The organism is Kribbella sp. CCNWLW201, from assembly GCF_037203805.1.
Lineage (GTDB): Bacteria > Actinomycetota > Actinomycetes > Propionibacteriales > Kribbellaceae > Kribbella.
Window position 1 is genome coordinate 377,367 of record NZ_JBBCBQ010000008.1, and the last position, 13,080, is coordinate 390,446.

At 68.2% G+C, this 13,080-nt stretch carries 12 protein-coding genes; 9 read left to right on the forward strand and 3 right to left on the reverse strand.

Annotation, left to right across the window (positions count from 1 at the left end):
• The first annotated feature begins 12 nt into the window (after positions 1–12).
• Positions 13–978, forward strand: coding sequence for an ABC transporter substrate-binding protein (locus tag V9K99_RS30240; protein ID WP_337005423.1), 966 nt, complete (start codon positions 13–15; stop codon positions 976–978).
• Positions 979–1,002: 24 nt separating this feature from the next.
• On the opposite strand, the gene V9K99_RS30245 is transcribed toward V9K99_RS30240, so the two are convergent.
• Positions 1,003–1,971 (reverse strand): NmrA/HSCARG family protein, encoded by a 969-nt coding sequence (locus V9K99_RS30245; protein ID WP_337005425.1) that lies wholly within the window; start codon positions 1,969–1,971, stop codon positions 1,003–1,005.
• Positions 1,972–2,051: 80 nt separating this feature from the next.
• Here V9K99_RS30245 and V9K99_RS30250 point away from each other — a divergent pair, with 80 nt between their 5' ends.
• Positions 2,052–2,552 carry a MarR family winged helix-turn-helix transcriptional regulator gene (locus V9K99_RS30250; protein WP_442914737.1) on the forward strand — a complete coding sequence of 167 codons (501 nt, stop codon included), beginning with the start codon at positions 2,052–2,054 and terminating at the stop codon, positions 2,550–2,552.
• Between the two features lie 235 nt (positions 2,553–2,787).
• Here V9K99_RS30250 and V9K99_RS30255 read toward each other — a convergent pair whose 3' ends face one another.
• Positions 2,788–2,940, reverse strand: a complete 153-nt coding sequence (locus V9K99_RS30255; protein WP_337005429.1) for a hypothetical protein — start codon at positions 2,938–2,940, stop codon at positions 2,788–2,790.
• 24 nt (positions 2,941–2,964) lie between these two features.
• On the opposite strand from V9K99_RS30255, the gene V9K99_RS30260 reads away from it, so the two are divergent.
• The 6 genes from V9K99_RS30260 (at position 2,965) to V9K99_RS30285 (ending at position 11,144) form a co-directional block, all read left to right on the forward strand.
• A complete protein-coding gene (locus V9K99_RS30260) occupies positions 2,965–3,873 on the forward strand; it encodes an FAD:protein FMN transferase (protein WP_337005431.1) in 909 nt (302 codons plus the stop codon).
• Positions 3,873–4,445: a hypothetical protein gene (locus tag V9K99_RS30265; protein WP_337005433.1), complete on the forward strand. Its 573-nt coding sequence runs from the start codon at positions 3,873–3,875 to the stop codon at positions 4,443–4,445. Before V9K99_RS30260 ends, V9K99_RS30265 begins: the two co-directional genes overlap by 1 nt.
• Positions 4,442–5,662, forward strand: coding sequence for an NADH-ubiquinone oxidoreductase-F iron-sulfur binding region domain-containing protein (locus V9K99_RS30270; protein WP_337005436.1), 1,221 nt, complete (start codon positions 4,442–4,444; stop codon positions 5,660–5,662). Before V9K99_RS30265 ends, V9K99_RS30270 begins: the two co-directional genes overlap by 4 nt.
• Positions 5,659–5,868: a ferredoxin gene (locus V9K99_RS30275; RefSeq protein ID WP_337005438.1), complete on the forward strand. Its 210-nt coding sequence runs from the start codon at positions 5,659–5,661 to the stop codon at positions 5,866–5,868. The genes V9K99_RS30270 and V9K99_RS30275 overlap by 4 nt, the downstream gene beginning before the upstream one ends.
• 128 nt (positions 5,869–5,996) lie before the next feature.
• Positions 5,997–10,859, forward strand: a complete 4,863-nt coding sequence (locus tag V9K99_RS30280; RefSeq protein WP_337005440.1) for an NAD-glutamate dehydrogenase — start codon at positions 5,997–5,999, stop codon at positions 10,857–10,859.
• 45 nt (positions 10,860–10,904) lie between these two features.
• Positions 10,905–11,144 carry a hypothetical protein gene (locus tag V9K99_RS30285; protein WP_337005442.1) on the forward strand — a complete coding sequence of 80 codons (240 nt, stop codon included), beginning with the start codon at positions 10,905–10,907 and terminating at the stop codon, positions 11,142–11,144.
• On the opposite strand, the gene V9K99_RS30290 is transcribed toward V9K99_RS30285, so the two are convergent.
• Positions 11,145–11,882: a GntR family transcriptional regulator gene (locus V9K99_RS30290; protein WP_337005444.1), complete on the reverse strand. Its 738-nt coding sequence runs from the start codon at positions 11,880–11,882 to the stop codon at positions 11,145–11,147.
• A 194-nt stretch (positions 11,883–12,076) separates the two neighbouring features.
• Between V9K99_RS30290 and V9K99_RS30295 the strand changes: the two genes are divergently transcribed.
• Complete coding sequence (locus V9K99_RS30295; protein WP_337005446.1) at positions 12,077–13,063, forward strand: Gfo/Idh/MocA family protein; 987 nt, start codon at positions 12,077–12,079, stop codon at positions 13,061–13,063.
• Positions 13,064–13,080 lie beyond the last annotated feature (17 nt).

A 13,080-nucleotide genomic window follows, 5' to 3' on the forward strand; every position in this document is an offset into this window, starting at 1 on the left:
TAGGCTCCCCTCATGACTTCACGCGTGAGGCGGCCTAGCGTGCTGGCGGGTGGGCTTGCGGTCCTGCTGGCCGGGTGTGGGCAGGATGAAGCTGCCGGGCCTTCCGAACCGGCATCCTTGGTCATCGAGCACCACTACGGATCGACGACGATCAGCGGGTCACCCAAGCGGGTGGTGACCATGAGCGGCTCGTGGACCGATGCCTTGATCGCCCTCGAGGTGCCGATCCTGGCCGAGTACGTCACCACCGGGTACTCCGGTCCCGGCAACCGCTTCTCCTGGACGCCGGAGCACGAGTCGCAGCTGATCGAGATGACCACGCTGGCGGAGATCAGCATCGAGAAGCTCGCCGCGCTTCAGCCTGATCTGATCCTGGCCGGGTACGTCGGCGACAAGGCGACGTACGACAAGCTCGCGGCGGTGGCGCCGACGGTCCCGGTGATGGACGCGAAGGCAGTCCTCGACAGCTGGCAGGACGTCACCACGACCGCGGGCCGGATCGTCGGCCAGGACGATCAAGCGAAGCAACTGGTCACCGAGGTGGAGAAGAAGGTCACCGACTTCAGGGCCGCCCATCCGCTGGACGGCAAGACCTTCGTCTTCGGCCAACTGACCGCCGACGGCCAGTTCGGCCTGGTCGCCGACGAGACCGACCCGGCCACCAAGCTGATCACTTCGGCCACCGGTATGAAGCTCCTGCCGGCCATCAAGACAGTTGCCAAGGGCAACACCAGGGTGATGATCTCGGCCGAACGCGTCGATCTGCTCGCCGCCGACTTCGTCCTGATGTGGCCGCTGAGCGGCGGCCCGGAACAGTTCGCCAAGGTCCCCGGCTGGAACGCCCTCCCGGCCGCCCGCACCGGCGCCACCCTGTTCCTCACCAACGACAACGCCGCCGCCTTCGGCAACCCGACCATCTACTCCGTCCCCTACACCCTCACCCTGATGCAACCCGCCCTGACCAAACTCACCAGCTGACCCGGCCAGGGCGGATCGGCCGGCCTACTTCGTGGGGATGACGTCCTTGTGCTTGGCCAGCCAGTCGGGGAAGGACTGGAGGGCCGGGTTCAGCTCGCGGACCTTGGCGAGGTTGCGGTCGCCGGTGAAGCGTTCGTGGTCCTCGGCGTAGAACTGGAACATGTTCGAGAACTCAGTGGCCAGGGGGAAGGGGAGGGCTCGGTACTGGTCCCACGAAAGGGGGCGGTAGGCAACTTTCTCGCCGAGGGCCTCGGTGAGGGCTGCGGCGTATTCGGAGCCGGTGAGGTGGTCGCCGGCGATCGAGATCGTGGTGCCGATGAGGTCGGGGCGCTTGAGGATGGCGAGGGCGGTTCGGCCGATGTCGTCGGAGGCGATACCGGACAGCGGCTTGTCGGCCATCGGCATGGTGATGGTCAGGGTGCCGTCTTCGGCGCGGGTCGGTCCCATTCCGCTGATGAAGGCGTCGAAGTAGAACGTCGTACGCAGGAATGTCGTGGGTACGGCGTGTGACGTGAAGAGGGCGTCGGCTTCGCCCTTGGCGTCGAAGTGGGGGACCTTGTAGCGGCCGTCGTCCAGGCTGGATACGTCGTCCCGGTCGCCGAAGAACGGGCGGGTGTCCTCGAGGGTCGACCAGATCACGTGGGCGACGCCGGCCTCGCGAGCGGCCCGGGCGGCGGTCTCGGCCTGGGCCAGCTCCATCTCGGCGCGGGTCCGCTCGGCCTCCTCCTCGGGGGTCCGCGGAGCCCAGTAGTTCGTCACCACGTAAGCGCCGTACACGCCCTCGAAGGCGGCACGCACGCTGGCTTCGTCGTCGAGGTCGGCCGCGACCACCTCGGCGCCGGCCGCCGCGAGTGCCTTGGCGGCAGCGGATTCCGGGTTCCTGGTCAGCGCCCGTACGGCGAACTCCCCGGACGGGTCCTCGAGGATCGCGTGGGCCAGTCCTCCGCCCTGTGCTCCGGTGGCTCCGACGACGGCGATCAGCTTCTTGCTCATATTCGCGAACTCCTTGGGTTGATGTGTCAACTCACCCCAGCTTAGCGAGTTGAGTTGATGTGTCAACCCAGTCGGGTAGGATGGGGTTCGTGGGCAAGGGACCGTGGCTGGATGCCGACGAGCAGACCGCGTGGCGGAGCTATCTGCTGATGAACAAAACGCTGACGACGCACCTGGAGCGGCACCTGCAGCGTGAGTTCGGCATGTCCAGCTCGGACTTCGAGATCCTGGTCAACCTGTCCGAGTCGGAGTCCGGCCGGATGCGCGCCTTCGAGCTCGGCCGGGCGACGCAGTGGGAGAAGAGCCGGATGTCGCACCATCTGAGCCGGATGGAGAAGCGCGGCCTGATCCGCAAGGAGGCCTGCGACTCCCGCTACCCCGAGATCGTCATCACCGAGGAGGGCCTGGCCGCGATCCGGGCCTGTGCGCCCGTGCATGCCGCCCGGGTCCGCGAGTTCTTCGTCGACGTCCTCGGCAAGGACCGGTTGATCGCCCTCGGCGAGGCCTCCGACGAGATCGTCGACGCCATCGGCAATCACTGCGAGTCCGACTGCCCACCGGAGGTCAGCGGCCTGTGCTGACCTGAGAAGCACTTCTCAGAGAACGCTCAGGAGAACTTGATGGTCGCTTGACGTTCTCTTGGAGTGCGGCTGAGGAGCCTCCCGGGAGGCTTACGGCCATGGTCACCACAGATGCGTTCGAAGCGTCCCACTCTCCCCGCCGGCGCTGGTTGCGCCGGGCCTCGGCGGCTGCGGTCGCGACGGCGGTGCTCGGCATCGGCGGCACCGGGCTGTCGGTCGCCGTCCTGTCCGCCCGTCAGTCCGACTCCGGCAGCAGCACAGGTACGACGGCGAGCTCCAGCAGCTCCGACTCCGGCAGCTCCACCAGCAGCTCCGACAGCTCGAGCAGCAGCTCCAGCTCGGACGACTCGAGCAGCAGCGGGCTCGGTTCGGCGTCGTCGGGTTCCACGTCGCAGGGTGGGAGCAACGGGTCATGAGCGCGTCCCGGACCTGGACCGCGTGGAGCTGCACGGTCCGGCTGACGGTCGACGACCCGGCCGTCCTCGGCGCTGCCTGCGGTGAGCTGAAGGCGCTGATGGACCGGGTCGACAAGGCAGCCAGCCGATTCCGGCCGGATTCCGAGCTGTCGATTGTCAACAACCGGGCCGGCTCGATGGTCCCGGTGTCGCGGCTGCTGGTCGATCTGGTCGACGTCAGCCTGGTCGCCGCGTCGATGAGCGGCGGCGCGGTCGACCCGACGGTCGGCGCCGCGGTGATCGCGGCCGGCTACAACGACGACATCGAGCGGGTACGGAGGCGCCTCCCGCAGCCGGCCGAGGACCCGAAGCCGATCCCCGGCTGGGAGCAGGTTCGACTCAACCGGAAGCTCGCGCTGCTCGGCGTACCGAAGGACTCTGCTCTTGACCTGGGGGCCATCGCCAAGGCGTGGACTGCGGACCGGGCCGCGCTGGTACTCAGCAAGCGGTACGGGTGTGCGGTGCTGGTCGAGATCGGTGGGGACCTGCGCGCTGCCGGTGAGCCGGCCGAGCCGTGGGTCATCACGGTCGCCGAGCGCGCCGGCGATCCCGGAGTGCTGGTCACCCTCGCTCACGGCGGCCTGACGACCTCCACGCGGACAGTACGGCGCTGGGAGACCCCTGAGGGCTCCGCGCATCACCTGATCGACCCGCGCACCGGCAAGCCCGCGGACGGGCCGTGGCGGACCGCGTCGGTCTGGGCGCCGACCGCCGTACGTGCGAACACCTTCAGTACGGCGCTCGTCGCGACAGGCGAGGCGGCTGTCGGGCGACTGACGCTGGCCGGTCACCCGGCTCGGCTGGTGGCGGACGACGGTGAGGTCACCGAGCTGGCGGGCTGGCCCGCGGCAAGCAGGGCCGCCTGATGACGCTGTGGTACCTGGCCCGCGCGGCCGGGGTCGTCGCCATGGTCATGTTCACGGTGTCGGCGTCACTCGGCATCCTCACGTCGGGCAGTCGCAAGCCCGAGCGGCGGTTCTGGCTGCAGTACGTGCACCGATCGGCCGCAGCCACCGGTCTGATCCTGCTGGTCGCTCATGTGGTCGCGGTGATCTCCGACAGCTACGTGGCTATCAGTCCGACGGTTCTGGTCTGGCCGTTCGCCGCTGGCTACCGTCCCTTCGCCATGGTGGTCGGCACGCTCGCCCTGTACGGGCTGGTGCTCGCCGCCCTTGTCGGAGCCGCCCGTGGTCGGCTGGCCAGCTCCGAAGCCTTCACCAAGCACTGGCGGACGATCCACATCGCCGCGTCGGCCGGCTGGTTGCTGTCCATTGGGCACGCGCTGCTGGCCGGTACGGACCGCAGTACGCCGTGGATGCTCGCCATCACGATCGGCTGCCTGGCCGCAGTCGCCGGAGCGGGTGCCTACCGGATCCGCAGTCAGGCAGCACGCACCAGTACACCGCTCAACCTCGCACGAGCCGGGAGAACCCGATGATGACGTTGCAAGCAAGCAGAGTCGACCTGAGGGTCATCGGTGAGCCGAGACTGCTGGCCGGACTCGAGCAGGGCCGGGCCGACCGGCAGCGACACCTCTTTACTCATGGAGCTCAGCCGAACCTCACTCGCGAGGACTACACCAAGCTGGCCGAGGCTGTGGGACTGCGAGGACGCGGTGGTGCTGCATTCCCGGTCGCGCTCAAGCTGGCCGACCTACCGGCCAAGGGCATCGAGGCTGTGGTCGTCAACGGTTCTGAGAGCGAGCCGGTGAGCCGCAAGGACCGCCTGCTTCTCACACTCGCGCCACACCTGGTTCTGGACGGTGCCACGGGACTGGCCCGGGCCCTCGGCGCTCCACACGTGCTGATCGCCGTGCACGATGCCGAAGCCGCCAGCTCTGTCCGTGAGGCGCTGATGGAGCGAGAGGACGGTCTGGCGATCGAGGTGAGTGACACCCCGGGCCGCTTTGTCGCAGGCGAGGCCCGTGCGGTGTTGAGCGTGCTCGAAGGTGGTCCCGCCGTACCGCCGGGTCGGAGGGTGTTGCCGACGCGGAAGGGGTACCACCGGCGTCCGACGTTCCTGTCGAACGTGGAGACGTTCGCGCAGCTCGCCATACTCGCTCGGCTGGGGGCCAAGGGGTTCAGTGGCACCGGGTTGATCAGCGAGCCCGGGACGCAGTTGCTGACGGTCGATGGTGCGGTACGGCGACCTGGAGTGATCGAGACGCCGACCGGCGTACCCCTGGAGGCCGTGATGCAGTACGCCGGCGCCGAGGCCGGACCGGTGTTGCTCGGTGGGTACCACGGCCGATGGCTGCCGCATAGCGGCGGTGTGGTCCTGAAACGACCGGATGTGTCCGCGGGGATCATTCTGGCGCTGGGTACAGAGACCTGTCCGCTCGGCGAAGTACACCGGGTCTCGCAGTGGCTGGCGAGTCAGTCGGCCGGGCAGTGCGGGCCGTGCGTGTTCGGACTCGCCTCACTGGTCGACGACTTCGACCGGCTCGTGAAGGGCGACCCGTCCGGCTGGCACGACGCGCAGCGACACCTGGGCCTGGTCCCGGGGCGGGGAGCGTGTGCACACCCCGACGGATCGGCGCGGTTCCTCGCGTCCGCGCTGGAGGTGTTCGGCGAGGACGTCAGGCTGCACCTCGACGGTGGCGGCTGCGGGCGACAGACGAAGGGCATCTTGCCGGTACCAGGAGGCGCGTGGTGAACAAGGTAGAGATCGACTGGACCCGCTGCGACGGACACGGCCTCTGCGCCACCCTGTTGCCGGACGACGTGGCTCTCGACGAGTGGGGATTCCCGGTCCTCCGAGGCCGTGAGATCACCGCCCGTGAGCTGCCGCATGCGCGCCGCGCAGTACTCGCCTGCCCGGCTCTGGCACTACGTCTCGACGCACCTGTTAAACGTGATTGATCAGGCTTCGGACAGGCTCGTCCCGACATCACACCAGTGACAAAGGTGGACTAGTCTCTGAGTGACGGCACAATGTCGTGCGGTCCGGCGCGAAGTGCGCCGATGTCACGCGTTGGAGACGGTGGGGAATGCAGAGCAAGCTGGACGTCCAGAAGGCGGAAGTGCTCGCCAAGGCGGTGGCTGCGGGAACACACGGGCACGACAAGTCGATCGATCCGGCCAGACTGAAAACCTTCCTCGAGCGGTACTACCGCCATGTCGCCGCCGAGGACGTCGCCGAGCGGGAGCCGACCGACTGCCTGGGTGCCGCGAAGCACCACTACAAGTCCGCGACGTCGCGGCCGCAGGGGACCGCGAAGGTCCACGTCTTCACCCCGACCCCGGAGGACCACGGCTGGTCCGCGGAAGGCCGGACCGTGGTGGAGATCGTCATCGACGACATGCCGTTTCTCGTCGACAGCGCGTCGATGGTCATCAACGAGCACAACCTCGAGCTGCAGGGGCTGATCCACCCGCAGTTCGTCGTACGGCGAGACATCGCGGGCACCCTGCAGGAGGTTCTGGACGACACCTCCTCCTCGGACGAGCACGACCTGGTCCGGGAGAGCTGGATGCACCTGGAGATCGAGCGGATCCCCGACGTCGGCGAGCAGCGGGCACTGGAGGAGGAGCTGCAGCGGGTGCTGCACGACGTCCGGGTCGCGGTCGAGGACTGGCCGAAGATGCACGAGAAGGCCGTCACCATCGCCGAGGGGCTGGACGCCGCCAACCTGCCGGTGGGCGAGAACGAGGTCGAAGAGGCCCGCGAGCTGCTCGAGTGGCTCGCCGACGAGCACTTCACCTTCCTCGGCTACCGCGAGTACGACTTCACCATGGAGGGCGAGCAGGGCATCCTCCGCGGCCGGCCGGGCTCTGGCCTGGGCATCCTCCGGGCCGACCCGAAGCCGAACTCGGGCAAGCTGCCGCCCGAGGTGAGCGCGAAGGCGCAGGAGCGCAAGCTGCTCATCCTGACCAAGGCGAACTCCCGCTCCACCGTGCACCGGTCAGCGTACCTGGACTATGTCGGCATCAAGCAGTTCGACGCGAATGGCGAGCCGGTGGCGGAGTCCCGGTTCATCGGTCTGCTCTCGTCGACGGCGTACACCGAGAGCGTCATGCAGGTGCCGGTGCTGCGGCGCAAGGCGCTGGAGCTGTTCCGGCTGACCGGCTTCGACCCGAACAGCCACAGTGGCAAGGGCTTGCTCGACGTACTGGAGACCTACCCGCGCGACGAGCTGCTGCAGGCTCCGGTGGAGGATCTGCTGCCGATCGTGCAGTCGGTGCTGCACATGCAGGAGCGCCGCGCGGTCAAGCTGTTCGTCCGGCGGGACGTCTACAACCGCTACCTGTCCTGCCTCGTCTACCTGCCGCGTGACCGCTACACCACCGCGGTCCGGTTGAAGATGCAGCAGATCCTCAAGGACGCCATCGGCGCCGAGACCGTCACGTACGCCGCCTATGTGACCGAGTCCGTGCTGGCCCGCGTCCACTTCGTCGTCCGGATGAAGCAGGGCGAGACGGTCGGCGAGTACGACGCCGACCTGGTCGAGCAGAAGGTGGTCGAGGCGACCCGGGCCTGGGCCGACGACTTCACCGCCGCACTGCACGCCAAGGGTGGTGACGGTGCGGTCGCCCAGCTGGCCCGCAAGTATGCGGACGCGTTCCCGGAGGCATACAAGGAGGACTTCGACGCTCGCGTCGCTGTCAACGACGTCGGCGTACTGGAGGGCCTGCCGCCGGAGAACGGCCTGGCCATGTCGCTCTACACCCCGATCGACGAGGAGTGGGCGGGCGAGCGGCGCTTCAAGGTCTATCGGACCGGTTCGTCGCTGTCGCTGTCGCAGGTACTGCCGCACCTGACCCACATGGGCGTCGAGGTGATCGACGAGCGTCCGTACGAGATCCGGTCCGGCGACGCGACGGCGTACATCTACGACTTCGGGCTCAAGGTGCCGACCGACACCGAGGAACGGCCCGAGCTGCGCAAGCTGTTCAACGACACGTTCCAGGCGGTCTGGGAAGGCCGGGCCGAGTCCGACAAGCTGAACGCGCTGGTGCTGCGCGGGAACCTCGAATGGCGGCAGGTGTCGATCCTGCGTGCCTACCAGAAGTACATCCGTCAGGGCGGTACGCCGTTCACCCAGAACTACATCGAGAACACCTTCCTGAACCACGTGGACGTGGCGAGACTGCTGGTCCAGTTGTTCGAGGCCAGCTTCGACCCGGCTCGCGGTGCCGCCGACGACCCGGACCGGCTGACTGTGGCGGGCCAGCTGGAGAAGGAGATCCTGGCCGCGCTGGACACGGTGAAGAGCCTGGACGAGGACCGGATCCTGCGGTCCTACCTGACCGTGATCAAGGCGACGCTGCGGACCAACTACTTCCAGCCGGCCGTCGCCGACGGCTCGCCGCGCCCGTACATCTCGCTGAAGCTGGAGCCGAAGGCGATCCCGGATCTGCCCCAGCCGCGGCCGGCGTACGAGATCTTCGTGTACTCGCCGCAGGTGGAAGGTGTGCACCTGCGCTTCGGCGCCGTCGCCCGCGGTGGTCTGCGCTGGTCGGACCGGCGGGAGGACTTCCGGACCGAGGTGCTCGGCCTGGTGAAGGCGCAGATGGTGAAGAACTCGGTGATCGTGCCGGTGGGTGCGAAGGGCGGGTTCTACGCCAAGCAGTTGCCGGACCCGGCGGTCGACCGGGACGCGTGGTTGGCCGAGGGCATCGCGTCGTACAAGACCTTCATCTCCGGGCTGCTCGACATCACCGACAACATTGTCGCCGGGGACATCGTCGCGCCGCGGGACGTGGTCCGGCACGACGGTGACGACGCCTATCTGGTGGTGGCCGCGGACAAGGGCACCGCGACCTTCTCGGACATCGCGAACGGGGTGGCGAAGGAGTACGGCTTCTGGCTGGGTGACGCGTTCGCCTCGGGTGGTTCGGTCGGGTACGACCACAAGGCGATGGGGATCACCGCACGCGGCGCATGGGAATCGGTCAAGCGGCACTTCCGCGAGCTGGGACACGACTGCCAGAACCAGGACTTCACCGTGGTCGGTGTCGGCGACATGTCCGGTGACGTGTTCGGCAACGGGATGCTGCTGTCGGAGCACATCCGGCTGGTCGCGGCGTTCGACCACCGGCACATCTTCCTGGACCCGTCACCGGATGCGGCGAAGAGCTTCGCGGAACGGCGCCGGTTGTTCGAGCTGCCGCGGTCGTCCTGGGCGGACTACGACGCGGCGCTGATCTCGGCCGGCGGCGGGGTGTTCCCGCGGACCGACAAGGCGATCCCGATCTCGCCCGAGGTGCGCGAGGTGCTCGGGATCGAGGGGGCGCCAGCGACGCTGACCCCGGCCGAGCTGATGAACGCGATCCTGAAGGCGCCGGTCGACCTGTTCTGGAACGGCGGGATCGGCACCTACGTGAAGTCGACAGGCGAGACCAACGCCGACGTCGGCGACAAGGCGAACGACGCGATCCGGGTCAACGGGTCGGAGCTGCGCGCCCGCGCGGTCGGCGAGGGCGGCAACCTCGGGTTCACCCAGCTCGGCCGGATCGAGTACGCGCTGAGCGGCGGCCGGATCAACACCGACTTCATCGACAACGTGGCCGGCGTGGACACCTCTGACCACGAGGTGAACATCAAGATCCTGCTGGACAAGGTGGTTGCCGACGGCGACCTGACCGAGAAACAGCGCAACGACATCATCGCGTCGATGACCGACGAGGTGGCCGGGCTGGTGCTGAAGAGCAACTACCGGCAGAATATCGCGCTGGCGAACGCGACCGCGCAGGCGCCGGCCCTGATGCACGTCCATCAGGACTGGGTACGGCGGCTGGAGAAGCAGGGACTGCTGGACCGCGAGCTGGAGTTCCTGCCGAGTGCGGCGGAGTTCAAGCGGCGCAAGGCCGAGGGCCGTGGACTGTCGACGCCGGAGCTGTCGGTGCTGGTCGCCTACACGAAGATCGTGCTCGAGGCGGACCTGCTGAAGACGTCGCTGCCGGACGACCAGTTCCTGGCGCACAAGCTGGCCAGCTACTTCCCGAAGCCGATCCAGCAACGGTTCGCCGACCAGATCCAGAACCACCAGCTGCGTCGGGAGATCATCACCACCCAGGTGGTGAACGAGTTCGTGAACACCTCCGGCATCACGGCGTACCACCGGCTCTCGCTGGAGACCGGCGGCACGGTCGAGGACGTGGTCCGGGCGAACCTGGCGGCCAGCCGGATCTTCCAGCAGCCGGATCTGCTCTCCCGCAACGCCGAGCTGGACAACCTCGTCGACGCCAAGACCCAGACCGGGATGCGGCTGGAGACGCGGACCCTGGTCGAGCGGGCGACCCGCTGGCTGGTCAGCAACCGGCGCCCACCGGTCGACATCGAGGAGCTGATCGAGTTCTTCGCGCCGGGGATCGCCAAGCTCACCGCCGCACTGCCGGAGGTACTGCGGGGACGCGAGCTGGCGTTGTTCGAGCAGCGCCGGGAAGCCCTGGTGGAGAAGGGGGTTTCGGCCGACTTCGCGACCAGGATCGCCGTACTGCCACCGGCGTACGCAGGCCTGGGCATCGTCGAGACCGCGTCGCATGACGACCTCGACATCCTCGAGGTCGCCAAGGTCCACTTCGCCCTCGGCGAGCGCCTGCAGCTCGGCCGCTTCCTGGAGCGCATCATCAACCTGCCGCGCACCGACCGCTGGCAGACGATGGCCCGGGCGGCACTGCGCGACGACCTGCACGCCGTCCATGCCCGGCTCACCGCGCAGGTGCTGGAAACCACCGACGCGTCGGCCGAACCCGAGCAGCGCGTCATCACCTGGCAGGACCAGAACGAGGCCGCGCTGTCCCGGGCCGCCACCATGCTCGAGGAGATCGTCGAGACCGAAGGACCGGAACTGGCGCACCTGTCGGTCGGCCTCCGGCTGGTACGGACCCTACTGGCGAACCAAGCGTGAACTTTTGCCTGATTCGTCAGGCAAAAGGTCCGACAGGATAGGTGTGTGAGCTACGAACCGGGTGCTGAGTTCGCGGCCTGGATGGATGCTTACCAGGTGGCGTCGGCGGATGCGGACAGGGTGGGCAGTCTGCCTTGTCCGCACTGCGGGCGGAGCTGTCTGAACCTCGTCTATGTCGTGCGTGACGAGGCCGCCGAGTCCGGTCTGGGTGTGTTCTGGTGCGGTCACTGCCTGTTCGGCCTGATACAGCTCGCGCCGAGCTTCAAGGCTGCCGTGGTGCGCTGATCAGCGTTCGGAGACGATGACGTCGACGGAGTACTGGTCGGCGCGGTAGCAGTGGTCGCCGAACTCGACCGGCGAGCCGTCGGCGGCGTACGCGGACCGCGTCATGGTGACGAGCGGTTCGGCCTTGGACATGTGCAGGGTACGGCGTTCGTCGGCAGTCGCGTTGCGCGCGCCGATCCGCTGCCGGGCAACCGTCGGCCGGATCCCGCGCGCCCGGAGGACGGCGTACAGACCGGTGCTGGTGAGTTCCTCCAGGGTCAGGTTGTCGAGTGCCGGAGGCAACCAGTTGCGCATGATCGCGAGCGGCATGTCGTCGGCGTACCGGAGCCGCACGATCGCCACCAGCGGGGTCCCGGGTGGGAGTTCGAGTACGGCGGCCGCGCGGTCGTCCTGGGTGTCGCAGTCGAGTGAGAGCACCTCGGTGCGCGGTGTCCGTCCCTCGCGTTCGAGGTCGTCGTACAGGCTGGTCAGCTCGGCCTTGCGGTGCACCATCTGGTTCGCGACCGTGGTGCCGATGCCGCGCCGGCGGACCAGCAGGCCCTGGTTGACCAGCTCGGAGATGGCCCGGCGGACGGTCGGCCGGGACAGGTTCAGCCGGTCGGACATGCCGATCTCGTTCTCGAACGGGTCGCCCGGGCGCAGCCGGCCGTCGGTGATGGCAGCGGTCAGCTGCTCGGCGAGCTGGTGATACAGCGGCACCGGGCTCGACCGATCGAGCTGAATCGGCAAGGCGGTCATGAGCGGATGTTACAACGACGAGGTATGTATGTCTCTACGTGAAAATGTGTTAACAAACTATTGACACCTCCCGCACGGGCCGGAAAGCTGGCGATCAACCAGCGCGCGGCCGGGCGGGATCCGGCGCGCCAGTGGGGTGGACATTTCCGGTGCTGTGCCGGGTGATGTTTCGGATGCCGAGGAGAGGGCTGCGGATGCGGATCGGGTTGGTCGGGGTCGGGCGGATCGGGGCGTTCCACGCCGCGACCCTGAAGGGGTTGCCGGCGGTGGACCAGGTGGTGGTCGCGGATGCCGACCCCACGCGCGCCGAGCTGGTCGCCAAGGATCTCGGGCTGGAGTACGCGCCGGACGTGGACGCGTTGCTGGCCGCGGGCTTGGACGGTTTCGTCATCGCCGCCGCGACGTCGGCGCACGCGGACCTGATCGAGGCCGGTGTCGCCGCGGGGATCCCGACGTTCTGCGAGAAGCCGGTCGCGATCGACCTGGCCGACACCCTCCGCGTGGTCGAGCTGGTCGAGGGCTCGAACGTGCCGGTGCACATCGGTTTCCAGCGCCGGTTCGACGCCGGGTACCAGGCCGCGGCCGCCCAGGTACGCGCCGGTGAGCTCGGCTTCGTCCACCACATCCGGGCGAACACGAACGACGCGTTCCCGCCGCCGGCCGAGTACATCCCGACCAGCGGCGGCTTCTTCCGCGACTGCACCGTGCACGACTTCGACATCATCCGGTACGTCACCGGCCGCGAGGTGGTCAGCGTCTTCGCCACCGGCGCGAACCGCGGTGAGCCCTTCTTCGGCGAGTACGGCGACATCGACGCGGCGGCCGCGCTGCTCACCCTCGACGACAACACGTTCGTCTCGGTCAGCGGCACCCGGTACAACGCCGCCGGCCACGACGTCCGGATGGAGATCCTCGGCAGCCTCGGCTCGGTCGCGATCGGTCTGGACGAGCACACCGCGCTGCGGTCGGCCGAAGCCGGTGTCATCTTCCCCGGCGGTCCTCCGCACGCCACCTTCATGGACCGCTTCCGGCCCGCGTACGTCGCTGAGTTGACCGCCTTCACCGAGGTGGTCGCCGGGACCCGCGAGGTCCCGTGCACGGTCCGGGACGCCTACCAGGCCTTCCGGATCGCCGACGCCTGCGAACTCTCCCGGCGCGAGAACCGCCTCGTCCACCTGTGACCCCTTCGACAACAGAG